Raw genomic sequence first — 20,975 nt, 5'->3', positions numbered from 1 at the left:
CGGGGGTGTTTCTAATTCGGCTTGATGTTGTTCTTGCGGATCACGTCCGCCATCGCCGCCGTGTCCACGCGGATGCGGTTGGCCAGGCCTTCGGGCGAGGTGCCCGCCACCTGCCAGCCCTGGGCCAGGATCTTCTGGCGGATCTCGGGCCGGCGCACGATCTCGGCCAGCAACGAGGAGAGCCGGTTCACGTGTGCCTTGGGCAGGCTGTTGGGTGCGGCCACCGCGTTCCAGATCTCCAGTTGCAGGTCTTTCACGCCGGCTTCGGCCAGGCTCGGCACCTCGGGCACCACGCTGCTGCGCCCGGCCGAGGTCACGCCGATGGCCTTGAGCTTGCCCGCGCGCACCTGCGCCATGGCCAGGCCCGGTGGCAGCAGCGACATCTGGATCTGATCGCCCAGCAGCGCGGTGATCACTTGCGGGTTGCCCGGGTACGGCACGTGCACCGGCGCGATGCCGGCCTTGGCCTTGAGCAGTTCCATGCCCAGGTGGGCCACGGTGCCGATGCCCGGGGTGCCGTAGTTCCACTGGTCACCCGACTGGCGCGCGGCCGCGAAATACGCCGTGCCGGCGGTGGGCACGCTCGCCGGCACGGTGAGCACCAGCGGCGAGGTCGCGATCAGCGACACCGGTGTCAGGTCCTTCAGCGGGTCGTAGGTCGTGGCCGGGTTGAGGATCTTGGCGATGGTGAGGTTGCCGTTGATCATCAGGCCGATGGTGTGGTGGTCGGTGGCGCGGGCCACCTGGTCGGCCGCGATGTTGCCGCCGGCACCGGTCTTGTTCTCCACCACCACCGGCTGGCCCAGCGCCTGCTGCAGCGGCTCGGCGAGCAGGCGCGCCATCAGGTCGGGCGAGGAGCCGGCGGGGAAGCCCACCACGATCTTCAGCGGCTTGCTGGGCCAAGGGGTCTGGGCGAACACGGGGGACGCGCTGCAGGCCAGTGCAATGGCGGCGGCGATGGCGTGGCGGCGTTGGGGTTGGAACATGCGGCGATTCCTTGAAGTTGACAACAGACCGGCAGGTTAGCAGCCCGCACGCAGGCGCTCGTCCAGACACACCGTGGAACGGGCTTCGCCCGGCCACTGGTGTAGGTCCCCCTGGGGGGAAGCCGCGCAGCGGCGCAGGGGGGTTACACAGGCTCCGGCGGGCCGCTGTACAGCCAGGGGTTGTCGATCAGCGACTCACCGAGCAGGGCCATCGACACGTTGCGCGCCCAGCGCAGTGGCCCGCTGGCGTGAAAGATGGTGCCGTTGCGCTGCGAGCGGCTCTGCACGCGGGCGTTGCGCTGCCAGCGCGTGTCGGCGTAACGCGCGAACAGCCCGGGCCAGTCGGGCGCACCACCGGCCGCACCCACCAGGCGGCCCAGCGTCCACGCGTCTTCCAGCGCCATCGCGGCGCCCTGCGCCAGGTAGGGCCGCAGCGGATGCGCCGCGTCGCCCAGCAAGGCCACACGGCCCTTGGCGTGTTCGGCGGCACTGGACAGCGGCGCACGGTCGTTGAGCGCCCAGAGCGTCCACTCGGGCACACGGTCCAGCATCGCCTTGAGGTCCTGGCAGACCGGGCCGATCGTGCGCAGCAGGTCGGCCTGCCGCGCTTCATGGCTCCAGCTTTGCGGGTCGCTGCCCGGTGGTCCGCCGTGGCCGCGACCGAGCATGCCTTCGACCACCGCCACCACGTTGAACCATTCGCCGCGCCGCACCGGGTAGTGCACCACGTGCAGGTGCGGACCCAGCCAGGCCGTGACCAGCGGTTCGCGCATCACCCCGGGCAGGTCCTCTGCCGCGACCATGCCCCGGTACGCCAGGTGCCCACTCACACGGGCCGGCTGTGCACCCAGCATTTCGGCACGCACCCGGCTCCACAGGCCGTCGGCGCCGATCAGCGCGTCGGCCTCGAACACCGTTTCGTTCTCGCAGGCCACGTTCACCCCTGTGGGGCCTTCTTCGTACCCGGCCAGCCGGGTGTCGAGGTGGAGGTGAACCCGCCGCTCGTGCTGCACCGCCTCCAGCAGCAGGCTGTGCAGGTCGGCACGGTGGAGGGTGGCGTAGGGCTGGCCATAGTGCGCTCGCGACATCGCCCCCAGCCGCAGGTGGCCCAGCGGGCTCGCGCTGTGCGCGTCGCGGACATGCAAGGCCTCCGGGAAAGCCGCGCTGGCGCACAGCGCGTCGGTCAGGCCCCAGGCGTTGAGCACCCGCACGGCATTGGGTCCGAGCTGCAGACCCGCGCCCACCTCGCCGAAAGCCGCCGCCTGCTCCAGCAGGTCCACCTCCACGCCCTCGCGAGCGAGCGCCAATGCACAGGCCAGGCCACCGATGCCGCCGCCCGCCACCACCACCTTGTTTGTCATGCCAGTCATTGTGCCCGCGCAAGCCTGAACAGCGTTGATAAAGATCAGAGGCGATTCGGCCCGAGCCGCCCCAAGGCGAATCCGCCCAGTCGGGAGCAACGGCGCGGCGTGTGGGGGCTCGGAACCCCAGAACAGGGCCACCCCCAGCGGGTTCGCGCCCCTGATGGGCAACGACCCGCGCAAGGTTGGAGCCCAGGATTCACACCGAAGAGGGGAAGACGCCGGGGGCTACAACACCCTGTTGAACCAGAACAGCGACAGCCCGGCCGACATCAGCACCAGCAGCGCCGCCGCCAGCGCCAGCAGGCCCGAGACCTCGGTTTCCTTCTTCTCCACCGTGAGCCGCGTGCTCAGCGATTCGTAGACCTGCTTGAGGTTTTCGGCGGTGCCGGCGTAGAAGTACTCGCCCTTGGTGTCACGGGCCACGGACTTCAGCGTCTCTTCGTCCAGCCGCACGCGCATGGACCAGCCCTCGAAACCGATCACCTCCCCGTCCACCGTGCCCACCCCCACGGTGTAGACGCGCACGCCCCGGTCGGCCGCCATCTTGGCCGCCTCGGCCGTGTCCACGCCGGTGGTGCGCTGGCCGTCGGTGAGCAGGATGACCGCGGCGGAGCTGTAGGAGCCGGGCGGCACCGGCTCGAACGGTTTCTTCTCGGCTTCGGCCCCGGGCTGGTCGATGGCCCGGCCCTGCGGCGCAAACGGGTCGTTGCTGCGGCCGTAGGTGACGCTCGCCAGATCGACCTGCCCGGGGAACAGTTCCGACAGCGCCACCACGATGGCGCTGCCGATGGCGGTGGCACGCTGCAACTGGAACTTGTCGATGGCGACGCTGAGGTCTTCGCGGCTGAGCGTGATGGGCTGCACCACCTGGGCCGATCCGGCAAAGGCCACGATGCCCACCTTCACATGGCGCGGCAGCTCTTTCAGAAACGCCTTGGCGGCGTTTTGCGAAGCCACCAGGCGGTTGGGCAACACGTCGGTGGCGCGCATGCTGCCCGACACGTCCATGGCCAGGATGATGGTCTGCTGGGTGGACGGCAGCACGATGGTCGCCACCGGCCGGGCCGAGGCCAGCAGCATCGCGGCGAAGGCGAGCAGCAGCAACACGGGCGGCACATGGCGGCGCCAGCCCGGGCCCTTGCCCATGGCCTCGCGCACTATTGCCAGGCTGGCGAACCGCAGCGAGGCCTGCTTGCGCCGGCGCAGCAACCACCAGTACAGCAGCACCAGCAGCGGCAACAGAAGGAGCAGCCACAGAAGCTGCGGCCAGAGAAAACTGAAGGGCAGTGCGTTCATGGGGTGCCTTCCTGCGCCCGTTGGCGGAAGGGTGCGGCCGGGCGCGATGACAGGTGCGACGGCAGGCCGCGGCGCAGCCCCTGGCGTCGCTGGCGCAGGTCCACGAAGCGCAGGATGGCGTCGGCCAGATCGTCGTCGGTGGCCAGCTCCAGCGTGTCCACGCCGGCCCGCGTGAGGCTCTCGCGCAGCTGGGCCTCGCGCTGCGCGGCGATGCGCGCGAAGCGCTGGCGAAAGCCCTTGTCGTGCGTGTCCACCAACAACTGTTCGCCGGTCTCGGCGTCGCGCACATGGATCAGGCCGAGATCGGGCAGGTTCAGCTCCAGCGGGTCGAGCAGGCGCACGGCCACCACATCATGGCGCCGCGCCAGCTCGCCCAGCGGCTGCTCCCAGCCGGGCTCGCTGATGAAATCGGACACCACGAACACGGTGCAGCGCTGGCGCACGGTGTGGGTGGCCACGTGCAGCAGGTCGGCCAGGCGGGTCGAACCGTCCGAAGTGGCGTCGCGCGGGGACACCGCCGGGCCGCCCTTCGACGAGCTCAGGACGGACGGCTGGTGTCGCCCCCTTGAGGGGGTCGCGCGCAGCGCGTCGGGGGTGATCAACAAGTTCAACAAGCGAAGCACCTGCAGCCGCCCACCACGCGGCGGCAACACCGTGTCCACCACGGCCCGGCCCCGCCCGCCGTACAGCGCCGCGCCCACGCGGTTGCCGTGGCGGCTGATCAGGCGCGCGAGCACGCCGACAAACCCCTGCAGCAGTTCGAGCTTGCGCTGCTCACCCGAGCCGAAATTCACCGAGGGGCTGAGATCGAGCAGGAACCACGCGGCCATCTCGCGGTCTTCGGTGAACACGCGCACGTGCGGCTGCTGCAGCCGCGCGGTGACGTTCCAGTCGATGTGGCGCACGTCGTCGTGGTGCTGGTACTCGCGCAGGTCGGCCAGGTCGAGCCCGGTGCCGCGCATGAGGGTGCGGTAGTCGCCCTGCAGCAGACCGTCGAGCCGGCGGATCACGGTCCATTCCAGACGGCGCAGCAGGGCATCGGCTTTCTCACCCGTGCCCGCGGCGGGCGGTGGCGGCGGCTCGGGCGCGCTGGACTTGAAGAGGCCGAACAGCATGGTGCCGATCCCCGTTCAGGCCACTTTTTTCTCGTGTTCGAGCGGCCGCGCGGGCGCGGGCACCGCTTTCACGATGCGGGCAATCAGCGCGTCGCTGTCCAGCCCCTCGGACAGGCCCTCGTACGACAGCACCAGCCGGTGGCGCAACACGTCGGGCACGATGTCCATCATGTCTTCGGGCAGCGCGTAGCTGCGCCCGCGCAGCATGGCCAGGGCACGCGCGCCTTCGACCAGGCCGATGGTGGCGCGCGGGCTGGCGCCGTAGGTGATGAGCTGCGCCATGTCCTTGATGCCGTGCTTCTCCGGGTTCCGGGTGGCCGACACCAGCTTGACGGCGTACTGCACCAGCGAAGGGTCCACATACACCTGGCGGCACTGGGCCTGCAGCGCAGCCAGCTGGTCGGTCGTGGCCACGGCGTTCACCTGCACGGCCGGGCCGGTGACGCGCTCGACGATCACGTACTCCTCTTCGTCGGTCGGATAGTCCACCAGCACCTTCATCATGAAGCGGTCCACCTGCGCCTCGGGCAGCGGGTAGGTGCCCTCGGTCTCGATGGGGTTCTGCGTCGCCATCACGAGGAAGGGGCTGGGCACCTTGTGCGACTCGCCCGCGATGGTGACCTGCCGCTCCTGCATGACCTCCAGCAACGCGCTCTGCACTTTCGCGGGCGCGCGGTTGATCTCGTCGGCCAGCAGCAGGTTGGCGAACACGGGGCCGAGCGAGGTGCTGAAGTCGCCGGTCTTCTGGTTGTAGATGCGTGTGCCCACGAGGTCGGCGGGCACCAGATCGGGCGTGAACTGGATGCGCTTGAAGCGCCCCTGCACCACATCGGCCAGGGTCTTGACGGTCAGCGTCTTGGCCAGCCCGGGCACGCCCTCCACCAGCAGGTGGCCCTGCGCCAGCATGGCCACCATCACCCGCTCCAGGAAGCGGTCCTGCCCGACCACCACGCGTTTCACCTCGTAGAGGATCTGCTCCATGAGGCGGGCGGTGTCGGGGGTGTTGCTCTCGCTCATGAATCGCTCCTGTTCAGAAGGGGGGGAGACCGGCGGCACCCGCCGCACTTTCGATCGGTACAGCAAAACCGATGCCCACGAAGGTCCGGTGGCTGGTGGGGTTGAGGATGCCGGTGACGATGCCGACCACCTCGCCGTCCATGGTGACCAGCGGCCCGCCGGAATTGCCCGGGTTGGCGGCGGCGTCGAACTGGATCAGGTTGTTGATTTCCTGCTCGCCCTCGGGTGACTTGAAGGCACGCCCCAGGCCGGAGATCACGCCCGCCGAGGTCGAGGGCCCGATGCCGAAGGGGAACCCCACGGCCACCACCTCGTCTCCCGGCACCAGGTCGGCCGTGGTGCGCAGCGTGGCGGCGTGAAAGTCGTCCGGAATCACCCGCGCCTGCAGCACGGCGAGATCGTGCTGGGCCTGCACGCCCGCGATGTGGGCGCCCGACTCGGAGCCGTCGGCAAACACCAGCTTGATGGTCTGGGCCGACTGCACCACGTGCAGGTTGGTGAGGATGATGCCCTTGTCGGTGATGACCACGCCGGTGCCCACGCCGTGTTCCACGTCTTCGCCCTTCTTGTTCTTCACGTAGGACACCACGCGCACCACGGCGGGGCGGATTTTCTCGGCGGCGCGGGCCGCGCGAGAAGGCAGGTTCTGTGTGGTGAGCGTGCGCAGCACGGCGGCGTCGATGTCTTTTTGCGTGAGCGCCTTGGGACTTCGCGTCGACTGTTGCCACACCGAGGCCAGCAACAGGGCGCCGAGCAGGGCCAGCGCCGCCCACATCACGCGCGGGTTGACGGCGGCGGCGGAAAGGCCGGAGCGCCAGCGCGACCGCCGGGACACCGTGCCCGAGGCCGGCGGGGCCGCCGCCGCGCCGTCCCCCACGGGCTCTGCCACAGGGGCGGCGCGTGCCGATCGGCTGTACAGGGCAGGCTTTCGCATGGCGACTCCTGGTGCGCCGGGGGCCGGCGGTTCAGACACATCATGCCGCGTTAGAAGGGGCGGCTCAAGCGCTCAACAATTGCCTGAGCACATGGGGGAGGATTCCACCGGCACGGAAATGGTTCACTTCCATCGGCGTGTCGATGCGCAGCACCAGCGGGATGTCGCGGCGGCGGCCGTCCGGTCCGGTGATCACCAGCCGGGCTTCACTCTGCGGCTGCAGGTCGGCCGGCGGCAGCACGTCGATCACCTCTTCCCCGGTCAGGCCGAGCCGCTCCCAGGATTCACCGTCCTGGAACTGCAGCGGCAACACCCCCATGCCCACCAGGTTGCTGCGGTGGATGCGCTCGAAGCTGCGCGCGATCACGGCCTTGATGCCCAGCAACTGGGTGCCCTTGGCGGCCCAGTCGCGGCTGGAGCCGGTGCCGTACTCCTCGCCCGCGAACACCACCGTCGGCACCTGCGCCCCGCGGTAGCGCATGGCGGCGTCGAAGATGCTCATGGTCTGGCCCTGGCCGGTACCCTCGTGCTGGTAGATCGTCCGGCCGCCCTCTTCGCGCGATCCGTCGGGGCCAGCGGGCAGCATCAGGTTCTTGATGCGCACGTTGGCAAAGGTGCCACGCATCATCACCTCGTGGTTGCCGCGCCGCGCGCCGTAGCTGTTGAAGTCGGCCTTCAGCACCCCGTGTGCGAGCAACCACTGGCCCGCGGGGGACTGCTCCTGGATCGAGCCCGCAGGCGAGATGTGGTCGGTGGTGATCGAGTCGCCGAACAAGGCCATGATGCGCGCGCCACGGACCGAGGCCGACAGGCTGGGGGGCGTGTCCAGTTCGAAACCCTCGAAGAAGGGCGGCTCGGCGATGTAGGTGCTCTGGGGCCAGGTGTAGGCCAGACCGTCCACGCCACGGATGTGCTCCCAGAGCTTGCCCGGCTCGGTGGCGATGCGCTCGTAGTTTTCGCGGTAGGCCTTGCCGTGCATCGCGTACTTCAGCAGCGCATGAATCTCGTCGCTGGACGGCCAGATGTCGCCCAGGTACACCGCCTTGCCCCGGGGGCCGAAGCCGACGGGCTCGGTCATGAGGTCGCGCAACACGGTCCCGGCGATGGCGTAGGCCACCACCAGCGGCGGGCTGGCCAGGAAGTTGGCCTTGAGGTTGGGGTGGATACGGGCTTCGAAATTGCGGTTGCCCGAGAGCACGGCGGCGCAGACCAGGTCGTTCTGCGTGATGACGGCGTTGAGCTCGGGCGTGAGGTCGCCGGCGTTGCCGATGCAGGTGGTGCAGCCGTAGCCCGCGAGCGAGAAGCCCAGCTTTTCCAGGTACGGCAGCAGCCCGGTGCGGGTCAGGTACTCGGTGACGATGCGCGAGCCCGGCGCGAGCGAGGTCTTGATGTGCGGCTGCACCCTGAGCCCGGCCTCGACCGCCTTCTTCGCCAGCAGGCCGGCGGCCAGCAGCACGCTGGGGTTGCTGGTGTTGGTGCAGCTGGTGATGGCGGCGATCAGCACGTCGCCGTTGCCGATGGACAGCTTTTTCTGCACGGCGTGCGAAGGGGGTTCGGTCGCGGCACGGGCGGTGGCACGCGCGGGCTTGTTGGCTTCCATCTCGGCCACAAAGCGCGGCGCGCCAGCGGGCGTGGGCGTCGCCTTCTCGGGCGCCAGGGTGTCGGCCGGCTCACCCAGCTCGGGCTGGTGGCGCGTGTGCAACAGCGCCGCCGGGCGGTTGAAGCCGTTTTGCGCGGCGGGCAGGCTGAACAGCTCGGCGAACTGCTGCGACACCCGGCCGAGTTCGATGCGGTCCTGCGGGCGCTTGGGGCCGGCGAGGCTGGGCGTCACCTGGCCCAGGTCCAGCGTGACCACCTGCGAATAGAGGATTTCACCGCTAGCCTGCGAAGCCCCCTCGGCGCCGGGCACGCCAAACAGTCCCTGCGCACGGAAGTAGGCCTCGAAGGCCTCGATTTCGGCCGCGCTGCGGCCGGTGCCCCGGAAGTAGTCGAGCGTCTTGTGATCCACCGGAAAGAAGCCCATGGTGGCGCCGTATTCGGGCGCCATGTTGGCGATGGTCGCGCGGTCGGGCAACGACAGTGAGGCCGTGCCCTCACCGAAGAACTCGACGAACTTGCCCACCACCTTGTGGCGGCGCAGGATCTCGGTCACGGTCAGCACCAGGTCGGTCGCGGTGCAGCCCTCGCGCAGGCGGCCGGTGAGCTCGAAGCCCACCACGTCGGGCGTGAGGAAAGACACCGGCTGGCCCAGCATGGCGGCCTCGGCCTCGATGCCGCCCACACCCCAGCCCACCACGCCGATGCCGTTGATCATGGTGGTGTGGCTGTCGGTGCCGACCAGGGTGTCGGGGTAGTAGAGACCGCCCTTCATGTGCACGCCGCGCGCCAGGTACTCCAGGTTGACCTGGTGCACGATGCCAAAGCCCGGCGGCACGACGCCGAAGGTCTCGAAGGCCTGCATGCCCCATTTCAGGAACTGGTAGCGCTCGCGGTTGCGCTGGAACTCCAGCTTCATGTTGAGGTCGAGCGCGCTCTTCGTGCCGTAGTGGTCGACCATGACCGAGTGGTCCACCACCAGGTCCACCGGCACCAGCGGTTCGATCTTGCGGGGGTCCTGGCCGAGGCGCAGCGCGGTGCTGCGCATGGCGGCCAGATCGGCGAGCAGGGGCACACCGGTGAAGTCCTGCAACACGACACGCGCCACGGTGAAGGGAATTTCGTCGGTGCGTTCGGCGTTGGGCTGCCAGTTGGCCAGGCGCACCACCTGCTCGGGCAGCACGCGCTCACCATCGCAGTGCCTGAGCACACTCTCCAGCACGATGCGCAGCGACACCGGCAGGCGGCTCACCTGGGGGTGCTGTTTCGCCAGGGCTGGCAGGGAATAGAAACGTCCGCTCTTGCCGGACGCCGTCCGGAAGGTCTTGACGGTGGCGGCAAACGGATGGGCGAAATCAACGCGGGATGGCATGAACGACTCCTTCGGGAGGATTCCCGACCGGACCATTCTTGCCGCTCAGGCCATCACCTCGCTGTCTGTAGTGGATATGACCCCGTCACGGCCGTTGAACGGCCACGGGTCCATCCGGCACCGTGGCCTGCTCCGGAGCGTCGCTCAGGGGCATGGGGAGAAGGTGATCAGATGCGCCCCATCAGCACCAGCACGATCAGGATGACCACCACCAGCCCCAGCCCGCCGGTGGGCCCGTAGCCCCAGCTTTTGCTGTGCGACCAGGTGGGAAAGACACCGATCAGCATCAGGATCAGCACAATCAGCAATATGGTTCCAAGGCTCATGATGGGCTCCTGTGTGTGGCTGGGTGAAGCTCAATTGGCGGGAGCCGGGGCCGGGGCGGCCGGCTCGATGATCACGGTGGTGCTGCCGCCGGTCTTGCCGGTCTTCCCCTCTTCGCCCTGGGTGCCCGTGGCGCCCTGGTCGCCGGTGTAGCCCTGGGCTCCCGTGCTGCCCTGGACCCCCTGACCACCGGTGTCACCCTGCAGCCCCGTGGCGCCGGTGGCGCCCGATGCGCCCGCAGGACCGGCGGGGCCGGGCACCGTCACGGTGGCGGGCGGTGTGTTGACCACCACGGGGGTGCGGTCGCAGGCGGCCAGGCCGATGGTGGACAGCAGCGTCAAGATCAATGCGATGTTTTTCATGGGGAATCCTTGTGCGGAAGCGGTTGTGGCGGGTGGGGCGTGGGTCGCCCGGATCACCCTTGTGGCCGGTCAGACCTGTGTGTCCAACCAGCGTGGGCTCAGCGTAGCGGGGCGTTTCGGAAACGTCTGTGCGCTGGCGAACACGCCGCCACCTTCGCTGGAAACACCCCGGGCTTTGCGGGACAATCCCGGGTGTGATGAAAGCCCCCGAACTCCTGCTCCCCGCCGGCACGCTGCAACGCATGCGCGCCGCCTACGACTTTGGCGCCGACGCCGTGTATGCCGGGCAACCGCGCTATTCCTTGCGCGCGCGCAACAACGAGTTCCGCATGGAACAGATCGCGCAGGGCATCGAAGAGGCCCACGCGCGCGGCAAAAAATTCTTCGTCACCAGCAACCTGATCGCGCACAACGACAAGCTGCGCACCTACCTGCGCGACCTGCAGCCGGTGGTGGAGCTCCGGCCCGACGCGCTCATCATGGCCGACGCCGGCCTGATCATGCTGGTGCGCGAGCAGATGGAGAAAGGCCTCTGGCCCGAGGTGCCGATCCACCTCTCTGTGCAGGCCAACACCACCAACAGCGCGGCGGTGAAGTTCTGGCACAAGCAGGGCGTGAGCCGCATCATCCTGAGCCGCGAATTGAGCCTCGACGAGGTGGCCGCGATCCGCAACGACTGCCCCGACATCGAGCTGGAAGTCTTCGTGCACGGCGCGCTGTGCATCGCGTATTCGGGCCGCTGCCTGCTCAGCGGCTACTTCAACCGCCGCGACCCCAACCAGGGCACCTGCACCAACGCCTGCCGCTGGGAATACAAGACCCAGGCCGCGACCACCGACACCGACACCGGTGAAGCCGTGCCGCTGGCCCAGCTCGACGGCTTCAACTTCGCGCAGGAAGACGAAGAAGCGGCGAGCGCCTTCTCCACCGTGGGCAACGGCCAGCGCCACCCCGAGGCCCACAAGGTCTGGCTGATCGAAGAAGCCGGCCGACCGGGCGAGCTGATGCCGATCATGGAAGACGAGCACGGTACCTACATCATGAACAGCAAGGACCTGCGTGCCGTCGAGCACGTGGGCAAGCTGGCGGCCATGGGCATCGATTCGCTCAAGATCGAGGGCCGCACCAAGAGCCACTACTACGTGGCGCGCACCGCGCAGGTGTACCGCCGCGCCATCGACGACGCCGTGGCCGGCAAGCCCTTCAACCCCGAGCTGCTGCTCGAACTCGAAGGCCTGTCCAACCGCGGCTACACCGGCGGCCTGATGGAGCGCCGCCCGGCGCAGGACTACCAGAACTACATCACCGGCCACTCGGCCAGCCAGCGCAGCCAGTTCGTGGGCGAGGTGCTGCAGGTGCGCGAAGACGGCTGGACCGAGGTCGAGGCCAAGAACCGCTTCGCCGTGGGCGACCGGCTGGAGGTGATCCACCCCGGCGGCAACCGCATCGTGCAGCTGGACGCCATGCGCAACCAGGACGGCGAGGCCATCGAGGTCGCGCAGGGCAGCCCGATCCGCGTCTGGGTGCCGCTGGGTGCGCCGACCGAAGGCGCGCTGATCGCGCGCCTGATCTGAGCCCGCTTCTCATGCGGTTTTGCATTCAAGCGCAGAACAAGGCGGGAGCCGCAGACAGTGCTCTGGCACGGCAAGGCGAACCAACGCCGTTATGCGTTTGAAGGTAAAACCGTATCAGGCCACCGCCAGGCCTTGCGCCTGACGGCTGCCGGCCCACTCCAGCTCGGCCAGCCCGAACACGAATGCCGCCTGCAGCAGCACCCACACCGCGCCCAGCGTGGTGAGCGGCAGGCCGGCGCCCCAGACCGCCCACACGCTGGCGGCCACCCACAGGAAATTGCCCGCCGCGAGCAGGCGCACGCCCGCGGCCGGAGGCCGGGCTCGCAAGGCCAGCGCGCCCGACAGCAACGCCGCGCCGCACACGATCACACCCGACACCTGCAGCCAGGCCAGGGGCAGGCCGAGCCACTCGGACAACAGGTCTGAAAACCCGAAGTGGGCGACGGCCATGCCCAGGCCGCTGGCGGCGTCCAGCCAGAGCACTCGACGCAACGCAGAAACCGACAGATTCAACATGGTGAACTCCTTGAAAGGGTTGAAAAGAAGGAACGGGAGCCGCCATGCTCGGCTCGCATCCGCACCGGGTCCATGACCCCGCAGGTCATGGACCGTCGGCGCACCCGCTCTACCATGTGCCCATGCATGCCGCCCTCGCCCCCACACCCACACCCACATCACCCACGCGCCGCACCAGCGTCGGCGACCACCTGCGCCACTGGCGCCAGCTGCGCCGCCTGAGCCAGCTCGACCTGGCAGCCGACGCCGAGCTGTCCACGCGCCACCTGAGCTGCGTGGAAACCGGCAAGGCCAGCCCCAGCCGCGAGCTGGTGCTGCGGCTGTGCGAGCGGCTGGCGGTGCCGCTGCGCGAGCGCAACGCATGGCTGGTCGCGGCGGGTTACGCGCCCATGTACCGGGAGCACGCCATGGACGACCCCAGCATGCAGGCCGCGCGCCGCGCCGTGCAGCACATCCTGGACAGCCACGAGCCCTGGCCCGCCGTGGCCTTCGACCGGCACCGGAACCTGGTCCTGGCCAACCGAATGGTCGCGCCGCTGCTGTCCGGCGTGGCGCCCGAGCTGCTGCAGGCGCCCGCCAACCTGCTGCGCATCAGCCTGCACCCGGGCGGCCTGGCGCCACGCATCGTGAACCTCAACCAGTGGCGCGAGCACCTGTTCGCCCGCCTGCGCCAGCAGATCCACCAGACCGGCGACGAGGGCCTGGCGGACCTGCTGACCGAGCTGATGGCCTACCCTGCCCAGCCCGCCGACGCCGCGCAACGCCTGGACGGCGAACACCCCGGCGTGCTCATGCCCTTCCTGTTCCAGACGCCGGGTGGCACGCTGCACCTGATCAGCACCACCACCGTGTTCGGCTCGCCGGTGGACATCACCCTGCAGGAACTGGCGCTCGAAACCTTCTTCCCCGGCGACGAAGCCACCGCCGATGCCCTGCGCGCGATGGCCGCTACCATGCCTGCATGAGCCTTCCGACCATGCCCATCGCGACCGCGATCACCCGGCAGCTCGACGCCATCGCCCGGCGCTGGCCCACGCCCCGCGTGCACCGCCTGCACGTGCCGCACCGCGACGCGGCGCCGGGCGAACACGACGCCGAGTTCTGCGCGATCGAGCTTGACGACGGCGCCTTCGGCCTCTCGTACGTGCTGCTCGGCGACACGCTCAACGGCCTGCTGGCGGCCCACGGCGGCGGTGCCCTGCCCCTGGCCGGTGCCGACCCGATGGGCCTGGCGTCCAGGCTGCTCGATGGCAACGCCGTGGAACGCGCCCTGGCGCTGGCCGCCATCAACGCCATGACCGATTCGGTCTGGCGCCGCGTGGGCTACGAGCCGCCGCCGGCCGGCAACTCGCTGGGCGATGTGGAGCTCGCCGCCACCGACCACCTGGGCATGATCGGCTTCTTCCCGCCGCTGGTGCGGCGCGTGGCCGAGGCCGGCGGGCGCCTGTCGGTGGTGGAGATGAACGAAGCCATGGTGGCGCGCCAGCGCGAGCGTTTTCCCGGCGTGACCATCGGCCTCGACCGCGCGCTGCTGGCCGACTGCAACCTGGTGGTCGGCACCTCGACCATGCTGCTCAATGACACGCTGGACGACATGCTCGCGGCCGCGCCCCGGGCCACGCGCTTCGCGGTGATCGGCCCCTCGGCGGGCCTGTGGCCCGACACCCTGTTCGAGCGCGGCGTGACGCTGCTGGGCGGCACGCGAATCACCGACCCGGCCGGCTTCGCTGCGGCCATGGCCGCCGGCGCATCGTGGAGCGGTGCCACGCGCAAGTTCGCGATCGAGCGGGGTTCATGGCCGGGCTGGCGGGCGCTGACCCAAAGGGACTGACCCGCCGCGGGACCGCCGGGCTCAGAAGCTGCGTGATTCGTTCTGGCCACCGGCAGGGATCGACATGCCCCATTGCGCGAACGTGATCACGCCGGTCGACGAGCTGCCGTTGAAACGCACGCCCAGCGCCTCCTGGCCTTCCACCCACAGCACCTGGCTGGTGCTCGCGCCTTGCGAGGGCTTGAACGGCACGAGGTCGAGCACCTCGGCCTTGGTCATGCCCGGGGCGAGGGCCTTGTAGGCGTCGTGCAGCGTGTTGATGTCCGATCCCCCGCCGCCACCACCGCACCCCGACAGGACAGTCAGGGCAATGGCCAGAGACAGGGCGCCCACCGCGCGGCGGCGGAGGGTTTGAGGGGATCGGGTCATGGTGTGTTCCTTGTTTGAAATGACGAGCAGGCAAGGACCCGCCACCCGTTGCCGAGCCTGCTTCGCCTCCCTGCGCGCATCGTAAGGGATCGATCCCGCCCACCCCCCTCCCGCCCTGTCAATCTGGTCACTGCGGCGTGCTGAACAAGTCCTTGGGAGCGGGCGCCGGCGCGCCGCCGCCACCGGCGTTCGCCGCTGGTGGGGGCGGTGTCGTGACGGCGGGGGCATTCACCTTGGCGGGTGGACCGGCCGGCGCGTTCGCTGGCGCCGGCGGGCGGTTCGCTGGTGCTGGTGCTGGTGCTGGCGAAGGCGATGGCGATGGCGAAGGCGATGGCGATGGTGTTTTTGCAGGCGCTGGCGCAGGCGCTTTTGCAGGAGCAGGAGCAGCTGGGGGCGGAGGCGGCGGCGGCTTCGATGCTTCGGTCACCGCCTTGTCCACCCCGGCCCGGCGCTGCTGCTCCGATTGCTGCTGCATCTGCAGGCGCGCGTTGCGCGCCGCGGACGGGTCTGGAATCGGCGCCGCGGGGTTCAGGGTGCTGTTGCGGATGCGGTCGGCCTGGGCCTGGGCCGCCATCTGGTTCAGAGGCAGATAGTCGGTGTGGAAGTTCAGCTCCACCGACGAGTTGAGCTCCAGGTCGGTGTTGATTTCCTCGGTGCGCTGGGTGCGTTCCGTGGACACGTAGCTGATGGTGTTCTCGACCTCGGCGCTGGCGCCCCAGGGGCCGACGCCGAAGCTGCCACCGGCCTTCACCCGGTTCTTGAAGCCGAACTCGCTGCCCTTGTCTTCGCTGGCGGCGCTGCGGGTGTCGATGTGGAACCGCATCGACGCGTTGATCTTGCCGCTGTCGATCACGATGCGCTGCATGCCCATCATCACCATGGTCGCCAGCTGCTGCTGGCGCTGGCGCGCCAGGTAGCGGCGCGCGAACGGCACCAGCTTTTCCGGGTTGCTGGCGTCGATCGATTCTTCCGGCGGCACGCCCAGGGTGGCGCGGATTTCGGCCTCCCCCGGCATCGAGGCCCCGCTGCGCAGGCGCAAGGGGATGCTGGCGAACTCCTCCATGTCGTCCGGATCGACCTTCTCCCCGGGCTTGGGCAGGTCCTCGGGATCGGGGGCGTCGTATTCGATCGACTCCGGAAAATGGTCGGCCACCCATTGCCGCACCTGCACCAGCCCGAACTGGGTGCGCTCGAAGCCCTCGGCCGAGGCCGACACCGCGTTGAGCAGCTGCACGTACTGGTTCATCTGCTGTGCGTTGGCGTCGAGCATGGCCTTGAAGACGCCGTTGATCAGGTCGGTGACGAAGCGCGGGAACGACACGGCATTCAGCACGTTGCGGGTGATGCCCGCGATGCGGTCGGCGCTCTCGCCGAACTCTGGCTGCGCCGACTGCGCGGTGGCCAGCGGCACCGCGGGCCTGGCGGTGTCGCGGCGCTCGATCTCGCCTTCCGCCTGGCCCTCTTCGGCGATCAGCTCGGCGGCCAGCGTCGACACCTTGACCATGGCCTGCGCCAGCGCCTGGCGCTGCGGCGGGGGCAGCCCGTGGTAGCGGGGCGTGCGCTCCAGCACATCGCGCACGGCCCGGCGTATCCAGGGCGGTGGCGCCTGCGCCGGGGCCGTGCGGGACGACAGCGCCGCCGCGGTCGACAAGGCGCCTGCGGCCATCATGGCTAGGCCGCCATCAACAGCGGCGGCATCGGCGCGGCGTCGGCTGCGGGCTGGCGCACGGGCGCGGCCGCGCTGGGCGACGCTGCCAGCCAGCGCTGCGCCGCCGCGATCACCGCCACGTCCCCGGGCCGGGCCGGGTCGAAGCGGATGGCGCTGTCCGCGACATGCTGCCCGAGCCACAGCAGCACGGTCTGCCCGTGGCGCCCCCGTTCGAGGTGCTCCCGGGCCATGCCGGCGGGCACACCGTTCTGGCTGCCGACGATGGCCACCAGGCGCCACAGGTCGTTCACGCCGAAAGCGGCCTGCAGCAAGCGGTCGCGCAGGAACACCAGCGCGGTGTTGATGGTCTCGACGATGTCGCGCGCGGCGATGGCGGCCATCGGGTCAACCCGTTGCGCGAGGAACGCCCCCAGCCCCTGCGCGTGGGTCGCGAGCAGCACCTGCTCGCGCAGGTCCACGCCGTCGGCCTGCGCGACGATGGCCTCGCACAGGGCGCGCATCAGGCGGTCGAAATGCGGCGTCTCGATCACCCGCTCGAAGATCGCGTTGCGCTCATCGGCGTCCAGGCGCGCGCGCCGACCCCGCCAGAATTCATGCAGCAGCGTCGCGGTCGGCCCCAGGGGCTGGGTGATGGTGCCGCTCACGAAAAGGCCTGCAATGAGCTCGGCCGTGCCCAGCAACCCGGCCCGCTCCAGTTCACTGGCGAAGTACAGCGGCGCGGCGGCGTCGAGCTGGACGCGGTCGTCGACCGTGGGCGCGGCCTCGGGCAGGTCAAAGTCGATGCCGGCCAGCGCCGTGGCGTGGGCCTGCTCGTGGCGGTCGAGCGCCGACAGGGCCACCGACACCGCGCCGAGCAGGGCCGCGTGCGGGTGCCGCACCGGGGCGCGTTCGGTCGGTGGTGGCGGCGGCGCGAGACGCAACATGGCACACCCCTCAACCCGCCGCGGCCGGCGCGCCCGCGGGGTTCGACCGGGTGTTCGGGTCGAACGGCGTGGCGTTGCCCTGGATGCTGGCGATCATGCCCGGCGAGGCCAGCTTCTCCATCGGGAAGTAGTCCGACTTGAAGTTGACCCGCACCTCGCCGGTGAGCTTGGCCTTCATCTCCTGGCTGGAACTCGAGGTCTCATCGACCGACGACGAGACCGTGGTCATGTGGCTCTGCACATTGGTGTTCGCGCTGGCCGCGCCCCCCCAGCCGAAGTGCGCGCCGGCCACGGTGGTGTTCTTGTTGTAGCTGGAGTCGCGGTCGTACAGCGAGGCCTTGGCGTCGCGCTTGGCGTCGTCGGAGGCGCGGAAATTGAACACCACCTTGGCGTTGATCAGCCCGTCGGTCACCACGATGCGGTTGATGCCCAGCATCACCATGGACGACAGCATCTGCTGGCGGCTGCGCGCCATCTGCATGCGCGCGGCCATCACCAGCCGGCCTTCCTGTTCCTCGTCGGACAGGTCGGTCACCGGTTCGGCCAGCTGCAGCTCCTGGCTCACGCGCGCCAGGGCCTCCTCGGCACTGTCTTCGTTCTTCATGCCCAGGCGCGGGCCGGCCTCCGGGTCGCTGGTGTCGATGGCGAGGTCGGCGGGGAAGCGCTGCGACATCCAGTCGCGCGCGTTGTTCATGCTGATGTTGTCGGCCGCGAACTGGTCGACGGTCTGCGCCACCGCCTTCAGCAGCTCGGCGTACGCCTCCATCTGCTGGATCGAGGCGTCCACGATGGCCTGGAACACGTTCTGGATCAGCCCCCCGACGAATTTCGGGAAGTCGACGGCGCCGACGAAGTTCCTGAAGTTGTCGGCGCCCTGCTTCACCGAGCCGGCCTCGAAATCGCTGCCGGCGAAGGTGCCGATTTTTTCGGACGCCTTGTTCTTCGCCTGGTCGACCGGGTTGGCCAGCGCCTGCGCGGGCGCGCCCTGCCCCGCCGGCGCCGGCACTTTCGCGAGCACGCCCTGGCCGGGCGTGAGCTCCTGTTTCGCCAGGCCCTGCGGGTTGGCCATGTACGAGGCGACGCGCACCATGGTGCGCGCGATCTCCTGCTGTTTCGCGGGCTCGAGCTCGCGGAAACCGGCCGAGGATTCGAGCAGGTGGCGCACCTGGGGGCGCACCGCGCGCAGGGTATCGTCGTCCAGCCAGGCCGGCTCGGTGTGCGGGTTGCGGACGATGGTGGCGGACATGGTGGTCTCCGTGGAAAGCTCAGGCCGCCGGCGCGGTCGCGGGCGGTGTCTGGCCGGCCGCGGGGGCGGGCGGGCGCGAGGCCATCGTCTTCACCATGCCCGGCTGCGCGTTCATCTGGATCGCGGCGATCGCCTCGGGGTTCGCCAGCTTCTCCAGCGGCAGGTAGTCGCTCTTGAAGTTCACCTCCATGCTGCCGGCAAGGCTGGCCTTGGTTTCCAGGCTCGCGTTGATCGAGGTCTGCGAGGCCGACGCCATGTTCAACACCGGCTGCGCCGTGGTCTTGTAGGTGCCCTTGGTGTAGAAGCTGGCGTCGCGGCCGCCGGTGTCGTAGGCGCCGTCGGCGGAGCGGGTGAAACCGCGGTTCGATTCGTTGCTGCTCTGCTCGTTGGTGCCTTCGCTGGTGGTGCTCTGGAGCTTCTTGTCGTAGTCGAACTTCTGCGCGCTGCGGCGGAACTGCATGTTGTCGCGCGCCTTGAAGTCGTACATGACCTTGGCCGAGATCTTGCCGTCGGTGACCACGATGCGGTTGATGCCCAGCATCACCATGGTCGCCAGCAGCTGCTGCCGGCTGGTCGCGAGCTGGGTGCGCGCGGCCGGCACCAGCAGCGCCTCGACCAGTTCGTCGTCCAGCCGTTCGATCGGCTTGTCCAGCGGCAGCGACTGGTTGATCTTCGCGACCGCAGCCTTCTCGTTGACGCCCTCGCGCACCGTCACCCTTGGCCCGGCCGCCGGTTCGTCGCCGAAAGCGAATTCGCCGGTGTCCATGCTCAGCTGGAACACGTCCGGGAACTGCTCGATCAGGTGGTCGCGGCCCTGGTTCTGGGTGGTGTTGTCGTCGCGGAACTGGTTGAGGCTCTTGGACACGTCGGCGACGAGCTTGGCGTAGGCCTCCATCTGCTCGATCGAGCTCTTGACGATGGAATGGAACACGCCGTCGATGAGCCCGGCGCAGAAGTCCGGGAAGTTCACCGCTTCCAGCAGCGCGCCGGCGACCGCCGCGCCCTCGCGCGCGCTCTGCGCGGTGAACTTGCCCTCTTCGTCGGTGTTGTTGCCGGCGGACTTCTTCAGGGCGAAGTTCTCGCCCGCCAGCGCCCGCACCTGCGGGCTCTGCTGCTCGGGCTTCAGGCGCACGCCGTCCGGTTCGGCGAGGTAGCTCGCGATCTGGACCATGCCTTTGGCCAGGCTCTCGCGCTTGTCCGGCGCAAGCTGGTTGAACGCGTCGCTGCTTTCCAGCAGCCGGCGCACCTGCTGGCGGGCCACGGCCAGCGTTTCCCGGCTGGCGGGCGGCGGCGCAGGCCGGGCAGCGGCCTGGGTTCGGGGCGGAAAAATGGCGGACATGGCGGGTCGCTCCGGGTCTGTGGCCGTGCAGGGCACGGCCGGTGGTTCGTCGGGGCTGCGGCGGGCGGGCCCGCCCACAGGGTCATTGCCGGCTCTGGGCTTCCTCGATCGCCTCCCGCATCTCGAACTCGATCGGTCGCACGTACAGGCTGATGCGGGCCTGCGTGGTGGGCGTGACGCGCAGGCTGAGCACCGAGAAGTGCCCCTGCTGGCCCACGTCGTCGACACCGAAGGCTTCGAGCCAGCGCGAGAGCGCCAGCAGCTGCCGCGGCCGTTCGGCCAGGCCCAGCTTGATCAGGTCCAGGAAGCGGGACGGCAGGTCGGGGATCGCGGCCAGCAGGATCTCCAGCTTCAGCTCCACGCCGTCGGGCGTCTCGCGGATGCCGATCAGCACGCCACCCGCCGGCAGCTCGAAGCGCCCGCCCAGCGCCACGCCCACGATGCGCATCAGGCTGGGCAGCTGGTGGCCGATGCCCAGTCGGTTCATGAGCGGGCCGAGCGCGCTGACCGCCAGGGCCCCCCGGTGCAAGAAGGTGACGCGCTGGCTGCCGCTGTCGCGCTTGCAGCCGATGGAGGTGAAGATGGGCATCAGGGTCGGCATCTCGGCCATCACCCGGCGCGTGAGGTCGGCGAGCGTCGGCGACAGCGCGTCGATCTGCGAGGGCAGCAGCTCGTAGTAGATCTTGGCGGCGTACAGCCCGTCTTCGTCGAAGGCGCTGCCGAACCAGGCCCCGAAGTTCATCCAGCTCATGCCCCCGAAACCGCGCCACTCTTCGCTGCGGCTGTCGAACCAGCGCAGCGCGTCGCGGCCGAACACGGGCTGGATCAGGCGGCGCATCTCGCGCGTGGCCTCGTCGCGGCGCGCCACCGGCGAGGCGTTCGGCCCCAGGGGCTCGATGGTGAAGCGCAGGGTGTGGGGCTCGGACTCCGAGAACGAGGGCTCGTAGGGCACCGCGCCCGGCGTGAGGCGGTTGTTGGCGTAGGAAATGTCGTCGTCCGGCAGGTAGAAGGTGCGTTCGATCAGGTCGCCGACGTAGGGCATGGGGTCGCGGGTGCCCAGCGCCTGCGAGGCGGAGTTCAGCGAACGCGTCACCAGGTTCTTCATCGGGTGGGCTCGGGGGCCTGGGTAGGACATGGCGGTT

19 protein-coding genes are annotated in these 20,975 nt (G+C 69.5%); 3 read left to right on the top strand and 16 right to left on the bottom strand.

Annotation, left to right across the window (positions count from 1 at the left end; translation table 11 throughout):
* Positions 1-11: 11 nt before the first annotated feature.
* The 9 genes from IM738_RS02750 to IM738_RS02710 all read right to left on the bottom strand — a co-directional run bounded on the left by IM738_RS02750 (position 12) and on the right by IM738_RS02710 (position 10,366).
* Positions 12-986: a Bug family tripartite tricarboxylate transporter substrate binding protein gene (locus IM738_RS02750; RefSeq protein WP_236964370.1), complete on the bottom strand. Its 975-nt coding sequence runs from the start codon at positions 984-986 to the stop codon at positions 12-14.
* Between the two features lie 143 nt (positions 987-1,129).
* The gene (locus IM738_RS02745; protein WP_236964369.1) at positions 1,130-2,347 is read right to left on the bottom strand and encodes an FAD-dependent monooxygenase; all 1,218 of its coding nucleotides are present in this window, start codon (positions 2,345-2,347) and stop codon (positions 1,130-1,132) included.
* A gap of 228 nt (positions 2,348-2,575) precedes the next feature.
* A complete protein-coding gene (locus IM738_RS02740) occupies positions 2,576-3,646 on the bottom strand; it encodes a VWA domain-containing protein (protein ID WP_236964368.1) in 1,071 nt (356 codons plus the stop codon).
* Positions 3,643-4,761, bottom strand: a complete 1,119-nt coding sequence (locus IM738_RS02735) for a DUF58 domain-containing protein (protein WP_236964367.1) — start codon at positions 4,759-4,761, stop codon at positions 3,643-3,645. The genes IM738_RS02740 and IM738_RS02735 overlap by 4 nt, the downstream gene beginning before the upstream one ends.
* Positions 4,762-4,776: 15 nt before the next feature.
* Positions 4,777-5,778, bottom strand: coding sequence for an AAA family ATPase (locus tag IM738_RS02730; RefSeq protein ID WP_236964366.1), 1,002 nt, complete (start codon positions 5,776-5,778; stop codon positions 4,777-4,779).
* Positions 5,779-5,791: 13 nt separating this feature from the next.
* Positions 5,792-6,712 carry a S1C family serine protease gene (locus tag IM738_RS02725; protein WP_236964365.1) on the bottom strand — a complete coding sequence of 307 codons (921 nt, stop codon included), beginning with the start codon at positions 6,710-6,712 and terminating at the stop codon, positions 5,792-5,794.
* 64 nt (positions 6,713-6,776) lie between these two features.
* Entirely contained in the window at positions 6,777-9,680 is a 2,904-nt protein-coding gene (locus IM738_RS02720; protein WP_236964364.1) for an aconitate hydratase, read from the bottom strand.
* 167 nt (positions 9,681-9,847) lie between these two features.
* The gene (locus IM738_RS02715; RefSeq protein WP_236964363.1) at positions 9,848-10,006 is read right to left on the bottom strand and encodes a DUF3309 family protein; all 159 of its coding nucleotides are present in this window, start codon (positions 10,004-10,006) and stop codon (positions 9,848-9,850) included.
* A gap of 30 nt (positions 10,007-10,036) precedes the next feature.
* Positions 10,037-10,366, bottom strand: a complete 330-nt coding sequence (locus tag IM738_RS02710; protein ID WP_236964362.1) for a collagen-like protein — start codon at positions 10,364-10,366, stop codon at positions 10,037-10,039.
* A gap of 197 nt (positions 10,367-10,563) precedes the next feature.
* Here IM738_RS02710 and trhP point away from each other — a divergent pair, with 197 nt between their 5' ends.
* The gene (gene trhP / locus IM738_RS02705; RefSeq protein ID WP_236964361.1) at positions 10,564-11,940 is read left to right on the top strand and encodes a prephenate-dependent tRNA uridine(34) hydroxylase TrhP; all 1,377 of its coding nucleotides are present in this window, start codon (positions 10,564-10,566) and stop codon (positions 11,938-11,940) included.
* A 114-nt stretch (positions 11,941-12,054) separates the two neighbouring features.
* Here trhP and IM738_RS02700 read toward each other — a convergent pair whose 3' ends face one another.
* Positions 12,055-12,456, bottom strand: coding sequence for a hypothetical protein (locus IM738_RS02700; RefSeq protein WP_236964360.1), 402 nt, complete (start codon positions 12,454-12,456; stop codon positions 12,055-12,057).
* Between the two features lie 122 nt (positions 12,457-12,578).
* On the opposite strand from IM738_RS02700, the gene IM738_RS02695 reads away from it, so the two are divergent.
* Together IM738_RS02695 and IM738_RS02690 are read left to right on the top strand one after the other, a co-directional pair.
* Entirely contained in the window at positions 12,579-13,421 is an 843-nt protein-coding gene (locus tag IM738_RS02695; protein ID WP_236964359.1) for a helix-turn-helix domain-containing protein, read from the top strand.
* A complete protein-coding gene (locus tag IM738_RS02690) occupies positions 13,418-14,287 on the top strand; it encodes a Rossmann-like domain-containing protein (RefSeq protein ID WP_236964358.1) in 870 nt (289 codons plus the stop codon). Before IM738_RS02695 ends, IM738_RS02690 begins: the two co-directional genes overlap by 4 nt.
* Before the next feature lie 21 nt (positions 14,288-14,308).
* On the opposite strand, the gene IM738_RS02685 is transcribed toward IM738_RS02690, so the two are convergent.
* The 6 genes from IM738_RS02685 to IM738_RS02660 all read right to left on the bottom strand — a co-directional run bounded on the left by IM738_RS02685 (position 14,309) and on the right by IM738_RS02660 (position 20,968).
* Positions 14,309-14,656: a hypothetical protein gene (locus IM738_RS02685; protein WP_236964357.1), complete on the bottom strand. Its 348-nt coding sequence runs from the start codon at positions 14,654-14,656 to the stop codon at positions 14,309-14,311.
* Positions 14,657-14,783: 127 nt separating this feature from the next.
* Positions 14,784-16,325 carry a hypothetical protein gene (locus IM738_RS02680; protein WP_236964356.1) on the bottom strand — a complete coding sequence of 514 codons (1,542 nt, stop codon included), beginning with the start codon at positions 16,323-16,325 and terminating at the stop codon, positions 14,784-14,786.
* A gap of 2 nt (positions 16,326-16,327) precedes the next feature.
* Positions 16,328-17,248, bottom strand: a complete 921-nt coding sequence (locus IM738_RS02675) for a hypothetical protein (protein ID WP_236964355.1) — start codon at positions 17,246-17,248, stop codon at positions 16,328-16,330.
* 10 nt (positions 17,249-17,258) lie between these two features.
* Entirely contained in the window at positions 17,259-18,494 is a 1,236-nt protein-coding gene (locus IM738_RS02670) for a hypothetical protein (RefSeq protein WP_236964354.1), read from the bottom strand.
* Between the two features lie 19 nt (positions 18,495-18,513).
* On the bottom strand, positions 18,514-19,833 hold the full coding sequence (locus IM738_RS02665) for a hypothetical protein (RefSeq protein ID WP_236964353.1): 1,320 nt from the start codon (positions 19,831-19,833) through the stop codon (positions 18,514-18,516).
* An 82-nt stretch (positions 19,834-19,915) separates the two neighbouring features.
* Entirely contained in the window at positions 19,916-20,968 is a 1,053-nt protein-coding gene (locus tag IM738_RS02660) for a hypothetical protein (protein WP_236964352.1), read from the bottom strand.
* Between the last annotated feature and the right edge of the window lie 7 nt (positions 20,969-20,975).

Source organism: Hydrogenophaga sp. SL48 (genome assembly GCF_021729865.1).
Classification (GTDB): Bacteria; Pseudomonadota; Gammaproteobacteria; order Burkholderiales; family Burkholderiaceae_C; genus Hydrogenophaga.
This window is presented reverse-complemented; position numbering and strand designations above follow the sequence as displayed.

What these genes read in the sequence shown, in the direction of transcription:
- IM738_RS02695 (WP_236964359.1), top strand. Translation starts at nt 12,579, where the DNA reads ATGCATGCCGCCCTCGCCCCCACACCCACACCCACATCACCCACGCGC.
- IM738_RS02715 (WP_236964363.1), bottom strand. Translation starts at nt 10,006, where the DNA reads ATGAGCCTTGGAACCATATTGCTGATTGTGCTGATCCTGATGCTGATC.
- IM738_RS02660 (WP_236964352.1), bottom strand. Translation starts at nt 20,968, where the DNA reads ATGTCCTACCCAGGCCCCCGAGCCCACCCGATGAAGAACCTGGTGACG.
- IM738_RS02710 (WP_236964362.1), bottom strand. Translation starts at nt 10,366, where the DNA reads ATGAAAAACATCGCATTGATCTTGACGCTGCTGTCCACCATCGGCCTG.
- IM738_RS02725 (WP_236964365.1), bottom strand. Translation starts at nt 6,712, where the DNA reads ATGCGAAAGCCTGCCCTGTACAGCCGATCGGCACGCGCCGCCCCTGTG.
- IM738_RS02675 (WP_236964355.1), bottom strand. Translation starts at nt 17,248, where the DNA reads ATGTTGCGTCTCGCGCCGCCGCCACCACCGACCGAACGCGCCCCGGTG.
- IM738_RS02685 (WP_236964357.1), bottom strand. Translation starts at nt 14,656, where the DNA reads ATGACCCGATCCCCTCAAACCCTCCGCCGCCGCGCGGTGGGCGCCCTG.
- IM738_RS02700 (WP_236964360.1), bottom strand. Translation starts at nt 12,456, where the DNA reads ATGTTGAATCTGTCGGTTTCTGCGTTGCGTCGAGTGCTCTGGCTGGAC.
- IM738_RS02690 (WP_236964358.1), top strand. Translation starts at nt 13,418, where the DNA reads ATGAGCCTTCCGACCATGCCCATCGCGACCGCGATCACCCGGCAGCTC.
- IM738_RS02735 (WP_236964367.1), bottom strand. Translation starts at nt 4,761, where the DNA reads ATGCTGTTCGGCCTCTTCAAGTCCAGCGCGCCCGAGCCGCCGCCACCG.
- IM738_RS02750 (WP_236964370.1), bottom strand. Translation starts at nt 986, where the DNA reads ATGTTCCAACCCCAACGCCGCCACGCCATCGCCGCCGCCATTGCACTG.
- IM738_RS02665 (WP_236964353.1), bottom strand. Translation starts at nt 19,833, where the DNA reads ATGTCCGCCATTTTTCCGCCCCGAACCCAGGCCGCTGCCCGGCCTGCG.
- IM738_RS02730 (WP_236964366.1), bottom strand. Translation starts at nt 5,778, where the DNA reads ATGAGCGAGAGCAACACCCCCGACACCGCCCGCCTCATGGAGCAGATC.
- IM738_RS02745 (WP_236964369.1), bottom strand. Translation starts at nt 2,347, where the DNA reads ATGACAAACAAGGTGGTGGTGGCGGGCGGCGGCATCGGTGGCCTGGCC.
- IM738_RS02670 (WP_236964354.1), bottom strand. Translation starts at nt 18,494, where the DNA reads ATGTCCGCCACCATCGTCCGCAACCCGCACACCGAGCCGGCCTGGCTG.
- trhP (WP_236964361.1), top strand. Translation starts at nt 10,564, where the DNA reads ATGAAAGCCCCCGAACTCCTGCTCCCCGCCGGCACGCTGCAACGCATG.
- IM738_RS02720 (WP_236964364.1), bottom strand. Translation starts at nt 9,680, where the DNA reads ATGCCATCCCGCGTTGATTTCGCCCATCCGTTTGCCGCCACCGTCAAG.
- IM738_RS02680 (WP_236964356.1), bottom strand. Translation starts at nt 16,325, where the DNA reads ATGATGGCCGCAGGCGCCTTGTCGACCGCGGCGGCGCTGTCGTCCCGC.
- IM738_RS02740 (WP_236964368.1), bottom strand. Translation starts at nt 3,646, where the DNA reads ATGAACGCACTGCCCTTCAGTTTTCTCTGGCCGCAGCTTCTGTGGCTG.